We start from the raw sequence: 17,063 nt of genomic DNA, 5'->3' as shown, positions 1-17,063 counted from the left end.
TTACCCGGCAAAGCTTAGTTCAGACATGATGGCGTTAGTAGCGCCTATGCTATCCTGAACATAAGCTTTGCTTTTATTGCCCGCAGCCTTGCAAAAAGCCTGGTCATTAACCAGCTTGTCAGTCACATTTTTTAGTGATGTTTCATCATCAATGCTAAACCCGCCGCCGATAGCGATAAGATCTTTAGCCTCTTTGAATTTAGCATAATTAGGCCCGAAGATAACCGGCAGGCCAAATGCCGCCGCTTCTAAGGTATTATGTATCCCCGCGCCAAACCCACCACCTATAAAAGCAATATCACCATATTGATATAACAACGACAGCATCCCGATGTTATCTATAACTAAGATTTGAGATTTGAGATTTGAGATTTGAGAAAACCTTGTGACAGCTGTTTGTGGTAATAGGGTGATAAGCTTATTGATCTTCTCTTCGCTGATCTCATGCGGGGCGATGATGAATTTCCAGTCCGGATATTGTGTAACCAGTTTTGCTATCAGTTGTTCATCAGCGGGCCAGGTGCTGCCGGCAATAAAAGTTTTTTGGTTGTTTATAAATTCCGCAATTACAGGCAGGGGCTTAGGATTTTCCGCATTTGCCCAAACCCGGTCAAAGCGCGTATCGCCACTTATGGTTACATTATTAATATTAAGTGTTTGCAGTAACTGTTTTGATTGATCGTCCTGGACAAAAAAATGGGTTACAAAACCCAGCATTTTACGGTGCAGGCCGCCATACCATTTAAAAAAAACCTGGTTGGGCCTGAATATGCCTGATATAATATATAAAGGTATCTGCCGATTATGCAATTGGTTAAAAAAATGATACCAGTATTCGTATTTGGTAAATACAGCCAGGGTGGGATTTATTATTGACAGAAACTGGTGGGCGTTCTTTTTCGTATCTAACGGCAAATAATAAACAGCGTCGGCTAAAGGGGTGTTTTTTCTGATCTCATAACCAGATGGCGAAAAAAAGGTAACCACTATTTTGCTTTGCGGACGGGCAACTCTCATTTGTTCTAAAACAGGCCTGCCCTGCTCAAATTCGCCCAATGATGCAAAGTGAAACCAAATGCTATCATTCATTGTAACCGGCCTGTTTTGTTGTCGCCCTTTTATCCAGAGTGCAGCTTTTTTATTAAAAATGGAAAAAAATAATATTAACAAATAGTAAACTCGTATTCCAATATTGTATAACATTAACATTTTAATGTGAAATGATTATATTCGTCGGGATAAATATAAAACAATCTAAACGAAACTAAAGTGAAAATAGCTGTAGTAGGAACAGGGTACGTAGGTTTAGTAACCGGTACTTGTTTAGCCGAGACGGGCAACCAGGTGATATGCGTAGATATCAACCAGAATAAGGTAAAGATGATGCAGGAAGGTAAGCTTCCGATATATGAGCCAGGCTTGGAGCTTTTGTTCCACCGGAACATTAACCAGGGCCGTCTGCATTTTACCAGTAATTTGGCCGAGGCAATAGCCGAAGCCCAGATCATCTTTTTGGCTTTGCCAACGCCTCCGGGCGGAGACGGCTCGGCCGACCTGAGTTATGTACTTGGTGCAGCCAAAGATATTGCAGGACTGATCACAGACTATAAAGTAATTGTTACCAAATCTACCGTACCGGTAGGTACCGCAGATAAGATCACGGCGGTGCTTGAACAGCATACCAAGGTAGAATATGCGGTAGTATCTAACCCAGAATTCCTGCGCGAAGGCGTAGCGGTAGAAGACTTCATGAAGCCTGACCGTATCGTGATCGGAACGCTGGACGAACGTGCCCGCAAGCTGATGGGCGAACTGTACGCGCCGTATGTGCGCCAGGGTAACCCAATCATCTATATGGACCAGCGTTCTTCTGAGCTGACTAAGTACGCGGCCAACTCGTTCCTGGCTACCAAGATCTCTTTCATGAATGAGATCGCTAACCTGTGCGAACTGGTAGGTGCCGATGTAGACATGGTAAGACGGGGTATCGGCTCTGACGAGCGGATAGGCAGGCGTTTCCTGTTCTCAGGTATCGGGTACGGCGGCAGCTGCTTCCCTAAGGATGTGCAGGCGCTGGCTAAATCTGCGGCAGAGGCTGAGTATGATTTCAAGGTGCTGAACGCGGTGATGGAGGTGAACGATATCCAGCGCAAGATCTTGGTACAGAAAGTAAGAAAATATTATGGCGGCGACCTGAAGGGCAAGAAGTTTGCCATCTGGGGGCTTGCCTTTAAACCGGAGACCGATGATATCCGCGAAGCTCCTGCTTTGTACATCATCGATGAGCTGCTGAAAGAGGGTGCTACCGTAGCGGCCTTTGATCCGGAAGCAATGCCGAACGTAAAAGGTGTTATAGGCGACAAGATCACTTACACCAAAGAACAATACGAAGCATTAGAAGGTGCTGACGCCCTGCTGGTGCTGACAGAGTGGTCTGTCTTCCGTACCCCTGACTTTGACAAGCTGGAATCGCTGTTAAAAGCAAAGGTTGTTTTTGACGGACGTAACCTGTACGATATTCAGAAAATGATTGACTGTGGATTTTATTATAACAGCATAGGTAGAAAAGTAATAGGCTAATGGCACGTAAAAGAATATTAATTACCGGTGCTGCCGGCTTTTTGGGATCGCACTTATGCGACAGGTTCATTAAAGAAGATTATCATGTTATCGGCATGGATAACCTGATAACAGGAGACCTGCGTAATATTGAACATTTGTTTAACCTGGAAAACTTCGAGTTTTATAATCATGATGTTTCCAAGTTTGTGCATGTGCCCGGCGAGTTGCATTATATTCTGCATTTCGCGTCGCCGGCAAGCCCGATAGATTATTTGAAGATCCCGATCCAAACCTTGAAAGTAGGATCATTAGGTACGCATAACCTGCTGGGGCTGGCCCGTGCCAAACAAGCCCGTATGCTGATCGCATCGACATCAGAAGTTTACGGTGACCCTAATATTAACCCGCAGCCGGAAGAGTACTGGGGCAATGTAAACCCGGTAGGCCCTCGTGGCGTATATGACGAAGCTAAACGTTTCCAGGAAGCGATCACCATGGCTTACCATACTTTTCACGGGGTAGAGACCCGCATTGTGCGGATCTTTAACACCTATGGGCCAAGAATGCGCCTGAATGACGGGCGCGTATTACCTGCCTTTATTGGCCAGGCTTTAAGGGGTGAACCACTGACAGTGTTCGGCGATGGTTCACAAACCCGCTCGTTCTGTTATGTGGATGACCTGATAGAGGGCATTTACCGTTTGCTACATAGTGATTATGCTCAGCCAGTGAACATCGGTAACCCGGACGAGATCACTATCCGCCAGTTTGGCGAGGAGATTATCAAGCTAACCGGTACCGATCAGGAGCTGATCAGCCTGCCATTGCCTACCGATGACCCTAAACAGCGCCGCCCGGATATTACCAAGGCGAAGGCTATCCTGGGCTGGGAGCCTAAAGTGTCAAGAAGCGAAGGCCTGAAAATCACTTACGAGTACTTTAAATCATTGCCTGAAAAAGAAATACAACACAAAGACTTTACTTACTACAACAAATAACTATCAAAAAAAATGGCTAAAATATTAGTAACCGGAGGATTAGGCTTTATCGGATCGCACACTGTTGTCGAACTGATAAATTCAGGCTATGAACCTATCATTGTCGATGATCTTTCAAACTCTGATCCAAAAATTTTAGATCAGCTGGCTAAAATCATAGGTTATAAACCACCATTTTACAAACTTGACCTTTGCGACGAGCAAGGCGTTGCAGAGTTGGCTAAAAAAGAAGCTGATGTTGCAGGTATCATTCACTTTGCCGCTTTTAAAGCAGTTGGCGAATCTGTACAGCATCCTATAAAATATTACCGCAATAATTTTTACTCGCTAATTAACATGTTAAATGGTTATAATGGTAAGCCTGTAAATTTTGTATTCTCATCAAGCTGCACCGTTTACGGCCAGCCTGACAAGCTGCCGGTTACAGAGGATGCACCGGTAAAACCTGCCGAATCGCCTTATGGCAACACCAAACAAATTGCCGAGGAAATACTGATAGACATGCAAAAGGCAGGTAGCAGCTACAAGGTTATTTCATTACGTTATTTTAACCCGGTAGGCGCGCATGGCACCGCTTTAATTGGCGAGCTGCCCAATGGCGTGCCGCAAAACCTGGTGCCATTTATCACCCAAACGGCTATTGGCAAGCGAGAAAAAATCACTGTGTTTGGCGATGACTATAATACACCCGACGGTAGCTGCATACGTGATTATATCCACGTAGTTGATCTGGCAAAAGCACATGTGGCAGCCTTGAAGTTGATGGAAACAGAAGAATTTAAAGGTTATGACATGTTTAACATTGGTACCGGTACCGGCAGCTCTGTATTGCAGGTTATCAAAGCGTTTGAACAATCAACCGGCGAAAAACTGAACTACCAGATAGGCCCGCGCCGCGAAGGTGATGTGGAGCAAGTTTGGGGAGACGTTACCAAATCAAAAAATGTTTTAAAATGGCAAACTGAACTGGATCTGGATGTGATGATGCAATCGGCGTGGGAATGGGAGAAATATATTGCTCAAAATCCTTTATAATAAAATTGAACAAATGAAAAAAATTATAATTACCGGTGGTGCAGGTTTTATAGGTTCGCACGTAGTACGCAGGTTTGTGAAAAGCTACCCGGAATATTCTATTATTAATTTAGACAAGCTAACCTACGCCGGTAACCTGGCAAACTTAAAAGATATTGAGAACGCGCCAAATTACAAATTTGTAAAGGGTGATATTGTTGATCTTAAATTTATACAACAGCTTTTTGCTGACGAGCAACCTGACGCGGTAATCCATTTGGCAGCAGAGTCGCATGTGGACAGGTCAATAACCAACCCTGTTGAGTTTGTGATGACCAACGTTGTAGGCACGGTAAATTTACTGAACGCCGCCCGCGAAAGCTGGAAAGGTGAATATGATAAAAAGCGTTTTTACCATGTATCAACCGACGAAGTATACGGTACTTTAGGCGATGATGGCATGTTTACCGAAGAAACCGCTTATGATCCGCATTCGCCATATTCGGCATCAAAAGCAAGTTCAGACCATTTTGTACGCGCTTATTATGATACTTATGGTATGGATACCGTGATATCAAATTGCTCAAATAATTACGGTTCTTTCCATTTCCCGGAAAAGCTTATACCTTTGGCAATCCATAACATCCAGCAAAGTAAGCCTGTACCTGTTTACGGTAAAGGCGAAAACATAAGGGATTGGTTATGGGTTGAAGATCATGCCCGTGCAATAGACCTGATTTTCCATAAAGCGGCAACCGGCACTACTTATAATATTGGCGGCCATAACGAGTGGAAAAATATTGATCTGATAAAAACATTATGCACCATAATGGATAAAAAATTAGGCAGGGAAGCAGGCGAATCGGCAAAGCTGATCACTTTTGTGACAGACCGTGCCGGACATGATCTGCGTTATGCAATTGATGCCACCAAACTTAAAAATGAGTTAGGTTGGGTGCCAAGCATTACGTTTGAAGAAGGTTTAGAAAAAACGGTAGATTGGTACCTTGCAAATGAGGAGTGGTTAAGTGATGTAACATCGGGCCATTACCAGCAGTACTATACCGATCAATACAACAATCGTTAAATGTTTAATTTCTTTAAAAAGAAAGAAGAAAAGAAAGCAATAAATTTCAACTACGGATCAATAGTCGTTGACATGCACTCGCATGTATTGCCCGGCATTGATGACGGCGCACAAAATCTTGAAGAGTCAATTGTGCTGGTAAAGAAAATGATGGAGCTGGGTATCAAAAAAATAATTGCTACCCCGCACATCATGGTCGATTTTTACCGGAACACCCCCGAAACAATAAATGGTGCACTTGAAGTGCTTAAAGCCGAACTAAAAAATCAAAACATCGACATAAAAGTTGAAGCCGCGGCCGAACACTATTTTGATGAAACTTTTGAAAAACGTGTTGAAGAGCACCGCTTATTGACCATGGGCGACAATTACGCGCTCTTTGAATACTCTTTTATCAACCCACCGCCAAACGCGTTTGAGGTAATACAAAAGATGATAGAGTTAGGTAATTACAAACCGATATTGGCACATCCCGAAAGGTACAGCTACATGACTATTGAACAAATGGCAAATCTTCGTTCATGGGGATGTAATATGCAGATGAACACAATATCCCTTACCGGCTATTATGGCAAGGACGTAAAGAAAAAAGCCGAAAGCATGGTAGATAACAACATAGTTGATTTTATATCAAGCGATATGCACCACCCAAGGCATGCCGCGGCTTTTAAAAATGCATTGACATTTCCATACCTTGAGAAACTCCTTTTTGATTATCCCCTTAAAAATATAATGCTGCAATAATATCGGATTTCGGATTTAACCGATCAGAAATTTTAATGAATTGAATCGGTAAATCTGAACTCTTTAATTATTAAAATCCGAAATCCGATATCGAAAATCATTCATATCTCAACGCCTCTACCGGGTCAAGTTTTGATGCTTTCTTGGCGGGATAAAAGCCGGATAGCAATCCTATTAAGGTACACAACGCAATGGCCGAGAATAGCCAGGCCCATGGAATGATGAACCTGCCGCTTATTTGTACCGCTATAAGGTTACCGGCAGCCATACCTAATATGATGCCGCCTATCCCCCCTATTAAACAAATTACAATAGCTTCAATTAAAAACTGTTTGCGGATAACAGCGGGTGTTGCGCCGATGGCCTTACGGATGCCTATCTCGCGGGTGCGCTCTGTTACAGATACCAGCATAATATTCATCAGCCCTATGGCCGCACCAATTAAGGTAATAATACCAATACCAAACCCGGCAATGGTCATACCCGTAAGCTGACCTGACAATTCCTGCTGTACAGAATCACTGCGGGTTATTTCAAAATTATCAGCACTTGCCACATTAAGCCCGCGAATGTTTCTGAAAAGCGAGGTTGCTTCGCCAATACTAGCGTCAAAGCCGCCACCGCCGGTAACCATTACGGTAATGGCAAATGAGGGATTGGAAATATCGGCGATCTGTTTTGCCTTTAATATAGGAATGGTACATAACCTGTCGCCGCCCATACCCGCGCTTGATCCTTTAGGAGCAAAAACCCCGATGACCCTAAATTTATTATTGCCCACAAAAATGGATTTGTTTATCGGGTCTTCGCTTTTAAAAAGCTTGTTTTTTATTTCGTCGCCGATGATAACTACGTTGGCGCCATATTCCAGTTCGGTTTCTGAAAAATTGCGACCCAGTGCCAGCTTGTACCCGTTGGTGAGCAGGTAATTTTCGTTTGTGCCGGTTACAGAAATGTTTGGATTCGTTTTTTCGCTGCCGTATTTAACAATGGCAGTGCCCGAAATATCTAAATTAATAGCTACCAGCGCGGGCAGCTTAAAGGTTTCTTTAAAGCGCTGTGCTTGGTCATACCTAATGGATGGGTACCATTTTCTGTGCCCCCCGTTGCCGAAGCTAACACCCGATCCCCTGTTTTGTATGGTAAAAGCATTAGCGCCCAAGCTGGCAAATGCATCGGTAGTGTATTGTTTTATCCCTTCAATTGCGGTCAATATCCCCACCAAAGCCATAATACCGATAGCGATGATCAGCGAGGTAAGCGAGGTGCGCAACCTGTTACCTGCTATTGACTGTAAAGCTATGGATATGTTTTCTCTGAGCGTGGTTTTTACCGGCATGGTATAAATATAAAAAACTTAAACTTAAGACTAAGCGGGCTATCTGTTTGTTACAGCAGATAAATATTAAAAATAGTTGACGTAAAATTCAATTTGAATGTCCTAACTTCACTTAAAAAAATTAAAAATCTTTATGAAAAGCATCAGGTTAATTGGCGCAACACTGTTATTATTAACAGCAGTTATCAGCGCAAACGCACAAGCAAACTTAAGTACTTCTATAAATAATGTCACTACCGCGTATCTTGATGTAAAGAATGCATTGGTAAAAGATGATGCCGCGACTGCAGAGAGCAAAGCAAAAACGCTATGCGATCAAATAAGCGCGGTGCAAACTAAAGATATGTCGGCAAAACAGCAGACCGTTTGGAAAAGCTGTGTAGATAAACTGGGTTTTGACAGCCGCCATATCAGCGAAACGGCTACCATTGATCACCAGCGTGAGCATTTTGCTTCCCTGTCGAAAAATATGTACACGGTATTAAAAGCTTTCCCGGTAAACAGTAATGATCTATATATGGAGTATTGCCCTATGAAAAAAGCCGGCTGGTTAAGTGATAAGGCCGCAATTGAAAACCCATATTACGGCAAAAGTATGCTGACTTGCGGCAGCGTTAAAGAAACTTTGAAGGCTACGAAGTAGAAATAAAAGCGATATGAAAAAGGCCTTTCTGAAATTTCAGAAAGGCCTTTTTATTTTGTTATGATTTAAATCAAATGGCTTTAACAGAAGTGATATCTAAAGTATCGCCATCAAGTTTGCCCTTAATACTTACTTTTTTGCCTATAAAAGCCATTACCTTATCCTGGCTTTTAAACTTCAACGTTTTCCCGTCTGACATTAGTAATACAGCAGACTTGCCACCTTTAATGCACTTCTCTGCGCATTTTCCATGATTGGCTATTCCACCGGGTTCTTTACTGGCGTCGCCGCAGTTAGAGCAGGTAATGTAGCCGGTATACGGCGTAGGTTTGTTGGCAGCGAATGATGTGCTTAAACATAAAGCCATCACAAATAATAAAAGATATTTTTTCATGATTATATGGTTTTAAAGCATTGGTAATCAAACCTAAATAAAAATATAATCAAATCAAAATATCTGCCCCGGTATTATACAGAGAACGACGTACCGCAACCGCAGGTTTTAGCAGCGTTAGGATTGTCAAAGGTAAAGCCGCGTGCGTTCAAACCGTCCTGGAAGTTAATTTCCATACCTAAAAGGTACATGCCGTGTGCTTTATTCATGAAAACACGTAGTCCTTCAATTAAAAATTCCTGGTCGCCGTCTTTTTTCTGGTCAAAGCCTAAAACATAGCTCATGCCCGAACAGCCGCCACCTTCAACGCCAATACGCAGGCCAAAATCTTCACCAATTTCTTGCTGATCTCTTAATTTATATAATTCTTTAACCGCTCCTTCTGTAAGGGTAACCGGGGCAGGTGCAATTTCAACAGCTGTACTCATCTTATTTTTAATTAACTACACAAATATAATGTAAAATGCAGATTTTTGTTTCTGCCGCGTTATTTATGACTTACGCCTAACATACAAATTACACATGATACTTTACGCTTATTTATTAGATATTATAAAATATACCATTGCCGGCCTTGGTGTGGTTTGGATAGCTTTTTACCTGGTACGCCCCTATCTTGACCGGTCTGAAAGTATGCAGCTGGTTGAACTTAAGAAGACTATCAGCAGCCAAGCCCTACCCTTACGTTTACAGGCGTACGAGCGCGTGGTTTTATTTATAGAGCGGATCAATCCGTCAAATATGCTGATCCGCCTGAACAATCCCGATTACTCGGCCGCCGAATTATATGTGCTGATCGTAGCCGAATTACGCAATGAATACCAGCACAACGTTACACAGCAAATTTATGTGAGCACCAATACCTGGGCTATAGTAAAACGCTTAAAGGACGAAACACTGGGCGTGGTAAACAAGGCTATTAAAGAATTACCTGAAACTGCATCGGGCCTTGAGTTAAGCAAAACTATCCTGACGCAAATCAGCCAGTCTGAAAATAACCCTTATGACATTGGCCTGAGCCTGATCAGGAAAGAGTTAGAAGAATTATTTTAATACTATGCCGGATAAAAAGCGCGTTACTACATCGGGGATCGAGATCAGGGAGGTTTATACTGAACCTTCAAACATGACCGAATTGCCCGGTGAATACCCTTTTACCCGCGGCATTCAGAAAGATATGTACCGGGGCAAACCCTGGACCATGCGCCAGTACGCCGGTTTTTCTACCGCCGAAGAATCAAACAAGCGTTACCATTATTTATTAAGCCAGGGCACTATGGGCCTGTCGGTAGCTTTTGACCTGCCGACACAGATAGGTTATGACAGCGACCATGAACTGGCCGAAGGCGAAGTAGGCAAAGTAGGTGTAGCCATTGATTCATTAAAAGATATCGAGTTGCTGTTTGATGGTATCAAATTAAAGGATATCACCACCTCCATGACCATTAATGCCACCGCGCCAATTTTGCTGGCCATGTATATCGCGTTAGCAAAAAAACAGGGAGCCGATCTGCACCAACTCTCGGGCACAGTACAGAATGATATATTAAAGGAGTATGCCGCGCGGGGTACCTATATCTATCCGCCCGCACCTTCCATGCGACTGATAACCGACGTGTTTGAATATTGCAGTAAGGAAGTACCAAAATGGAACACCATATCCATATCTGGCTATCATATCCGCGAAGCGGGATCTACAGCGGTACAGGAACTGGCTTTTACCTTAGCCAATGGCAAAGCCTATTTAAAAGCAGCCTTAAGCAAAGGATTAGACATTAATGTTTTTGCAAAACGGCTATCCTTCTTTTTTAATTGTCACAGTAATTTTTTTGAGGAGATTGCCAAATTTAGGGCTGCAAGGCGGATGTGGGCACATATCACCAAAGAGCTGGGCGCGACGGATGCAGGTGCGCAGAAACTACGGTTCCACACCCAAACCGGTGGCTCAACACTTACCGCCCAGCAACCCATGAATAATATTGTGCGCACCACAACCCAGGCTATGGCTGCTGTATTGGGTGGTACGCAGTCATTACATACCAATGGTTACGACGAGGCCTTGTCGCTGCCTACTGAGGCCGCTGCACAGATTGCCCTGCGCACCCAGCAGATCATAGCGTTTGAAAGTGGCGTCACCGACACGGTTGACCCATTAGCGGGCTCGTACTTTATTGAAGCGCTGACGGACGAACTGGAAGCAGCGGCACTACACTATATAAATAAGATAGACGCCATGGGCGGCTCGGTAAAAGCCATTGAGCAGGATTACATCCAGCAGGAAATTGCAAGCTCTGCCTACCAATACCAAACTGAAGTTGAAAGCGGCGAAAAGATAATTGTAGGCGTAAATAAATTTGTACAACCCGAAGCACCGCTGACCAATATATTCAGGGTTGATGATGCTATCCGTACCCATCAGATACAAAAAATAGCTGCGCTGAAAGCAAGCCGTGACAACGCCGCGGTAGCAAATAACCTGCAACAGTTAAAGGCAGCCGCGGCAGGTACAGATAACCTGATGCCTTACATTTTGACGGCTGTTGACAACTACGCCACCCTCGGCGAGATAGCCGATACACTTCGCAGTGTTTTTGGAGAATATTAGAGCTTTACGGAATAACATAGAACTATCTAAAAGATAGCATCGTCAGAAAAAAGCCCCGCCGTCGTCGATTTTTTTTATTCAATTATCCCCTTTAAAAAGAACATAAATTATAATAATGTGGCTAAACGGGCAGGAAACGCAATGTTTATTATTAATGGTGTTATAACAGGTTTCGGTCATGCGAAATATAACTTTTAATATTAAAATCATGTAACTTTTTAAGCACTTTTTTTGAAATTTATTTTTGCAAAAAGTGAAAAAAGAGTTTTTTAATTCGCTTTTTTTCTGAATATTCGATGTTCCGTAGCAATCCCAAAGAAAGTGTCGCTGGGGGTTGGAAATCAATCTTTTATTAAATACAATATGGAAAAAACTTGTACTAACGTCTGGAATAGCTGCCTTCAAATCATAAAAGACAACATACCTGCGCAAAGCTTTAAAACCTGGTTCGAGCCAATTAAAGCATTACGTATGGAAGGCAGTGTCCTTACGATACAAGTACCCAGTTTATTCTTTTACGAATGGCTTGAAGAACATTATGTACAGCTATTGCGTAAAACAATTAAGAAACAATTGGGCGATGACGGACGTTTAGAATACAACATAGTTGTAGAACAATCGTCTGCAAGTAAACCATATACTACAAATATGCCTTCAAACGGAAACGGCGCGGAGTCAAAAAATCAGTCTATGCCTATCCCTATTTCTATAAATAAGGATATTAAGAACCCCTTTGTAATACCGGGGCTTAAAAAACTGAATGTAGACCCGCAATTAAACCGTCAGTATACTTTTGAGAATTTTGTTGAGGGCGACTGCAACCGTTTAGCCCGCTCGGCCGGATACGCCGTTGCCGCTAAACCCGGTGGTACCTCATTTAATCCTTTAATGATATATGGCGGTGTAGGTTTAGGTAAAACCCACCTGGCGCAAGCCATTGGTAATGAAATTAAACGTTCATTACCTGATAAGCTGGTACTTTATGTATCATGCGAAAAATTTACCCAGCAATTTGTTGATGCCTTAAAGCATAATAACATTAACGATTTTGTAAACTTTTACCAGGCTATTGATGTGCTGATCATGGATGATGTGCACAACTTTGCAGGTAAAGAAAAAACACAGGATTTCTTTTTCCATATTTTCAATCACCTGCACCAGTCAGGCAAGCAACTGATCATTACTTCTGACAAAGCGCCTAAAGACCTTGCCGGTTTAGAAGAACGTTTATTGTCGAGATTTAAGTGGGGCCTGAGCGCCGATCTGCAGATCCCTGACCTGGAAACCCGCATGGCTATCCTGAAAAATAAAACTTACCAGGACGGTATTGAGCTGGGCGATGACGTGATTGAATATGTAGCGCACAACATTGATAATAACGTGCGTGAACTTGAGGGTGCAATGGTATCATTACTGGCGCAATCAACCCTTAACCGCAAGGAAATTGACCTGAACCTGGCCAAGCAAATGCTGAAGAACTTTGTAAAAAATTCTTCGAAAGAAATTTCAATGGAGTATATCCAAAACCTGGTTTGCGAGTATTTTGAAGTGCCTATTGATATGGTAAAATCACAAACCCGCAAACGCGAAATTGTACAGGCCCGCCAGATCTCAATGTACCTGGCAAAGGCGCATACCAAAAGCTCGCTTAAATCTATCGGCCACTTTTTTGGCGGCCGCGACCACTCGACAGTTATCTACGCCTGCCAAACTGTGGAGGATCTGATTGATACCGATAAGAAATTTAAAGGCTACGTAGCTGATATCCAGAAAAAGCTAAAGATGTCTTAAAGATACATCCCTGTAAATAATTTAATGAGCGCCATTGTGATTTTGATCATGATGGCGTTTTTTTGTTTGCAATCTTTTTCTAAGTAGTACTAAAAAAATAAGCGAGTTATACGCAGCCAATTAAGCTGCATATAACCCGCCTCAAATATTATCTAAAAGAATATTAAACCAGTTTTGACAACGCTACCCTGATCCTTGGGATAGCCTGCTCGATGTCTTCTAACGTACAAGCGCCAACAGATGCCCTGAACCAGTTTACGCTATCGTCTGTACCGAAGGCAGAGAAAGGCACAAATGCTATTTTAGCTTCTTTGATCAGATAAAAGTTAATGTCAGCCGAATCTTTTAGCACAGTACCGTCAGGGGTTGTTTTGCTGCTGTAATCAATTTTTAAAGTCAGGTAGATGGCTCCCATTGGCGCTATCGAGTCAACATTGAATCCATCAGCTTTAAGCTCCTGGAAACCATTGTGCAGCGCGTTAAGGCTGGCCTGTACGCGCGACTTTAAGGTATCCAAATAACCGTTAACCTTGTCATCTTCTACAATGTATTTTGCCATGGCAACCTGCTCGGCCTTTGGCGACCATGCGCCCATGTGGCCAACTATAGCTTTCATGTTATCAATAACACCCGCAGGGCCAAAGCCCCAGCCCACACGTACACCGGTAGCAGCGAAGCATTTTGATGCGCCGTCAATAAATATCACGTAATCCTTCAACTCGGGGCGTAGGGTAACCGGGTCAAAGTGCTGGTTGTCGCCAAATGTTAATTGCGAGTAGATCTGGTCGTACAAAAAGTAAAGCGGTTTTTGGTCGGCGATACGGGTTTTGTTTTCGGCAATTACCATATCGCAAATCTCTTCCAGGTCCTTTTTATGGAACATAGTACCGGTTGGGTTAAGCGGCGAGCATAATGCCAATAAAGCAGCCCCTTTTATATGCGGGCGCAATTCATCTGCCGTAGGCATAAAATTATTTTCAGGCTTGGTTTGTACCATTACCCCTTCGGCTTTTAACAAGTCGCAGTAATGGTTATTGTTCCATGACGGGGCCGGGAAAACAACCTTATCGCCTTCGTCAACAACGGCCAGGTAGGTTGAATAGATCAACGGCCTTGACCCGCCCGAAATTAAGATCTGGTTAGGCTTATAGTCTAATCCTAAGCGTTTATTCAAAAACACCGAAACACTCTCGCGCAGCAGCAGCACACCGTCTGCAGGCGGATAATTGGTTTGGTTATCGGCATAAGCATCAACAATGCCCTGCTTTAGTTCGGCAGGTATCGGGTATATGTTCGAGTCATAATCACCGATGGTCAGGTTAGCAATATTCTGGCCCTGGCGTTTCAGTTCATTTATTTCTCCGGCTATTTTGATGATTTCAGAGCCGCGTAGATTTTCGGCTAATGCAGATACTTTCATTTTAGAGGATGTAGAGGTAAAAGGGTAAAGGTAAAAGGTTTTTGTTTACTGAAAAAGGTTAAAGCTAAAAAGTTATACTAAACCTTTTACCCTTAACCTTTCGCCTTTTACCTTATTATTAATTATCCCGCAAGTGGTTTACGTAATTTAATGATCCTGACCCAGTGCATTACTTTCATTACCGGGTAAACAGGGTCAAACTCGAACCATTTGGCTGCGAAGTTTGAATTATTAGGACGCTTGTGGTGGTTGTTCTGGAACAATTCGCCAAGCATTAAAAAATCCAATGGGATAGAGTTTTTTGATTTATCGCCATTGTCAAAATTAGCATAACCATATTTATGGCCGCACCAGTTAACAATAGCACCATGAATAGGCCCCATCATAAAATGGATAGGCAATAATAAAAACATCCACCAGTGTGTTGCAAAGGCTATATAAAAGGCTATGTAGCCTATCCCAAATAATATGCGTGATACATAGGTTGACCCCCAGAAATCAAGCAGGCGCCACTCCGGGTAATTACCTGCAAATTTTGCATCGGGTTCTTTTAAGCGTTTCTCATATAATTTATAGCTCTGCGCGGTGCGCCACATCATTTGGAAAACGTCCCTGAAAAAGTATGGCGAATGCGGGTCTTTCTCGGTATCGCTATAAGCATGGTGCTCGCGGTGCATAATAGCATACGCGCGCGGATTTAAGTACGATGAGCCCTGGCAAATAAACGTAAGCATATGAAAAATGCGCTCATTTACTTTATGGGTGGTAAACATTTTATGTGAAGCGTACCTGTGCAAAAAGAATGTTTGGAAAAACAATGATAAGAACCAATGCGCCAGGAAGAATATTAATATGATCACGAATTAATATGTATTTGATGATTTATAATTAACGTCAAAGATACGATTTAAGTTTTCATGAGCTAATAAACTAATTATTAAATTAATATGATACCACCTCTGCAACACCCCAATAAGCATATTATCAGTAAAAAAATTAACTTTTGAGTTACTTTTACTGACTTATAAGTCATAAATTTTAATTACATGATGATAATTACTTTTTTAATTGATTAAATTTATACTACCTAAACCGCTAACCTAAATAGCCATAGAGATGAGAGTTTTACGATTATATTGTTTTGCCGTTGGCTATTCATTAATAGCGTCAATGGTAATTTTAAGTGCCTGCAATAAACCCAGGAGCTTTAAGCCTAATGGGGGTTATGGTACCGGCACACCGGTGCCACAGGGCACTGCAATTCCTATCCTAAGCGGCTTTAAACCGGGCAGTGGTCTACCCAATACAGTGTTAACCATTGTGGGGAATGAGTTTGATCAAACATTGGCCAATAACACGGTTACCATTAACGGGGTGGCCGCGACAGTAAATTCTGTAAGCGCAACCCAAATTGTAATAACTATCCCTACCAATGCCACAACAGGTAAAATAGTACTTAAAACAGGTGGCACAACTTTAACTTCAACTACAGACTTTAAAGTACTTGATGGTACTGTAACTACTTTTTATAACCTGGGCACCAATTATGTTGAGCACATCGCTTTTGACGGTACAGGAAACCTGTACGGGGAAAATAGCAATTCGATACTTGAAGTATCGCTGGCCGGGCAATTAAAAGTGTTTGCCGGCGCAAACAGTGGCTTTAAATCCCTTTGGGGTATAGCAACAAACTCCAACCTGGGCGATGTTTACGTGGCAGACCGTGATAGCTATTATATTTACAGGATAAATTCAACATTAGGTTTATTGCCCTATAGCGGAACAGGCGTACAAGATTACAAGGATGGCTTTGGCGCCGAAGTCAGGTTTTCAAACCCTACAGGCCTGGCTATTGACCCTGCGGGCAACTTATATACTACCGATACCTATCGCGTTCGTCAAATAAAAACCGGGCAGGTAATTACCCTGGCAGGGAATAAAGCGGCCGGTTACGTCGACGGCAAGGGCGCGGCAGCACAGTTTGGCAACTTATCAGGCATTGCTGTTGATGGAGATGGCAACGTGTATGTAAGCGACCGCACCTATTTAAACGTACGCAAAATAGCGACCGATGGTACTGTAACCACAGTAGCGGGCAGCGGCAGTGCCGGTTTTGCAGACGGGCCGGGCGCAAGCGCGCAATTTTCAGACCCGATAAATTTAGCTATTGACCCGAACGGCAACATCCTGGTAGCCGATGGCGATAAGACAAAACCTTACTTTGCCATCCGCATGATCAATAAGCTTGGTGTGGTATCAACCCTTATAAAAGGTAATTCATTAACCGGGGTAGTTAATGGCCCGATAGCTACTGCGTCTGTAAACGCGCCTGACGGGATGGTGTTTGACAAGCAGGGGAATTTATACATCGCAAATACAGGCGCAAATATTATCAGCAAAATAACATTCAAGTAACAACAACCTAAATCTTGTACATAGTGCCAAGCCGTTCAGCCACCTAAACCC

16 protein-coding genes are annotated in these 17,063 nt (G+C 42.8%); 10 read left to right on the top strand and 6 right to left on the bottom strand.

Features of this window, described 5'->3' with window-relative positions:
• Positions 1-1,089 (bottom strand): 3-deoxy-D-manno-octulosonic acid transferase, encoded by a 1,089-nt coding sequence (locus FO440_RS08640; RefSeq protein ID WP_317129790.1) that lies wholly within the window; start codon positions 1,087-1,089, stop codon positions 1-3.
• Positions 1,090-1,269: 180 nt separating this feature from the next.
• Between FO440_RS08640 and FO440_RS08635 the strand changes: the two genes are divergently transcribed.
• The 5 genes from FO440_RS08635 to FO440_RS08615 are packed head-to-tail and all read left to right on the top strand — an operon-like array spanning position 1,270 to position 6,405.
• A complete protein-coding gene (locus FO440_RS08635) occupies positions 1,270-2,580 on the top strand; it encodes a UDP-glucose dehydrogenase family protein (protein ID WP_144247787.1) in 1,311 nt (436 codons plus the stop codon).
• A complete protein-coding gene (locus FO440_RS08630) occupies positions 2,580-3,560 on the top strand; it encodes a UDP-glucuronic acid decarboxylase family protein (protein WP_144247786.1) in 981 nt (326 codons plus the stop codon). Before FO440_RS08635 ends, FO440_RS08630 begins: the two co-directional genes overlap by 1 nt.
• A gap of 12 nt (positions 3,561-3,572) precedes the next feature.
• Complete coding sequence (gene galE, locus FO440_RS08625) at positions 3,573-4,595, top strand: UDP-glucose 4-epimerase GalE (RefSeq protein ID WP_144247785.1); 1,023 nt, start codon at positions 3,573-3,575, stop codon at positions 4,593-4,595.
• 13 nt (positions 4,596-4,608) lie between these two features.
• Entirely contained in the window at positions 4,609-5,661 is a 1,053-nt protein-coding gene (rfbB, locus tag FO440_RS08620; RefSeq protein ID WP_144247784.1) for a dTDP-glucose 4,6-dehydratase, read from the top strand.
• Positions 5,662-6,405 carry a tyrosine-protein phosphatase gene (locus FO440_RS08615; protein ID WP_144247783.1) on the top strand — a complete coding sequence of 248 codons (744 nt, stop codon included), beginning with the start codon at positions 5,662-5,664 and terminating at the stop codon, positions 6,403-6,405. It abuts the gene before it with no gap.
• A gap of 97 nt (positions 6,406-6,502) precedes the next feature.
• Here FO440_RS08615 and FO440_RS08610 read toward each other — a convergent pair whose 3' ends face one another.
• Positions 6,503-7,744, bottom strand: a complete 1,242-nt coding sequence (locus FO440_RS08610) for an ABC transporter permease (protein WP_144247782.1) — start codon at positions 7,742-7,744, stop codon at positions 6,503-6,505.
• A gap of 133 nt (positions 7,745-7,877) precedes the next feature.
• Between FO440_RS08610 and FO440_RS08605 the strand changes: the two genes are divergently transcribed.
• Entirely contained in the window at positions 7,878-8,387 is a 510-nt protein-coding gene (locus FO440_RS08605) for a DUF3347 domain-containing protein (RefSeq protein WP_144247781.1), read from the top strand.
• Positions 8,388-8,457: 70 nt separating this feature from the next.
• On the opposite strand, the gene FO440_RS08600 is transcribed toward FO440_RS08605, so the two are convergent.
• On the bottom strand, positions 8,458-8,781 hold the full coding sequence (locus FO440_RS08600; RefSeq protein WP_144247780.1) for a hypothetical protein: 324 nt from the start codon (positions 8,779-8,781) through the stop codon (positions 8,458-8,460).
• Between the two features lie 74 nt (positions 8,782-8,855).
• Positions 8,856-9,209 carry a HesB/IscA family protein gene (locus tag FO440_RS08595; RefSeq protein WP_144247779.1) on the bottom strand — a complete coding sequence of 118 codons (354 nt, stop codon included), beginning with the start codon at positions 9,207-9,209 and terminating at the stop codon, positions 8,856-8,858.
• A 94-nt stretch (positions 9,210-9,303) separates the two neighbouring features.
• Here FO440_RS08595 and FO440_RS08590 point away from each other — a divergent pair, with 94 nt between their 5' ends.
• The 3 genes from FO440_RS08590 (at position 9,304) to dnaA (ending at position 13,177) form a co-directional block, all read left to right on the top strand.
• A complete protein-coding gene (locus FO440_RS08590; protein ID WP_144247778.1) occupies positions 9,304-9,834 on the top strand; it encodes a DUF7935 family protein in 531 nt (176 codons plus the stop codon).
• A gap of 4 nt (positions 9,835-9,838) precedes the next feature.
• A complete protein-coding gene (locus tag FO440_RS08585; protein ID WP_144247777.1) occupies positions 9,839-11,386 on the top strand; it encodes an acyl-CoA mutase large subunit family protein in 1,548 nt (515 codons plus the stop codon).
• A gap of 363 nt (positions 11,387-11,749) precedes the next feature.
• Positions 11,750-13,177, top strand: a complete 1,428-nt coding sequence (dnaA, locus tag FO440_RS08580; RefSeq protein WP_144247776.1) for a chromosomal replication initiator protein DnaA — start codon at positions 11,750-11,752, stop codon at positions 13,175-13,177.
• A gap of 163 nt (positions 13,178-13,340) precedes the next feature.
• On the opposite strand, the gene FO440_RS08575 is transcribed toward dnaA, so the two are convergent.
• The gene (locus FO440_RS08575) at positions 13,341-14,597 is read right to left on the bottom strand and encodes a pyridoxal phosphate-dependent aminotransferase (RefSeq protein ID WP_144247775.1); all 1,257 of its coding nucleotides are present in this window, start codon (positions 14,595-14,597) and stop codon (positions 13,341-13,343) included.
• Between the two features lie 122 nt (positions 14,598-14,719).
• Positions 14,720-15,457 carry an acyl-CoA desaturase gene (locus FO440_RS08570; protein ID WP_144247774.1) on the bottom strand — a complete coding sequence of 246 codons (738 nt, stop codon included), beginning with the start codon at positions 15,455-15,457 and terminating at the stop codon, positions 14,720-14,722.
• Positions 15,458-15,713: 256 nt separating this feature from the next.
• Here FO440_RS08570 and FO440_RS08565 point away from each other — a divergent pair, with 256 nt between their 5' ends.
• A complete protein-coding gene (locus FO440_RS08565; protein WP_144247773.1) occupies positions 15,714-17,012 on the top strand; it encodes an IPT/TIG domain-containing protein in 1,299 nt (432 codons plus the stop codon).
• Positions 17,013-17,063: the final 51 nt, after the last annotated feature.

The organism is Mucilaginibacter corticis (genome assembly GCF_007558865.1).
Classification (GTDB): Bacteria; Bacteroidota; Bacteroidia; order Sphingobacteriales; family Sphingobacteriaceae; genus Mucilaginibacter; species Mucilaginibacter corticis.
The sequence above is the reverse complement of the archived record's forward strand: the minus strand, read 5'-3'. Positions and strand labels throughout refer to the sequence as shown.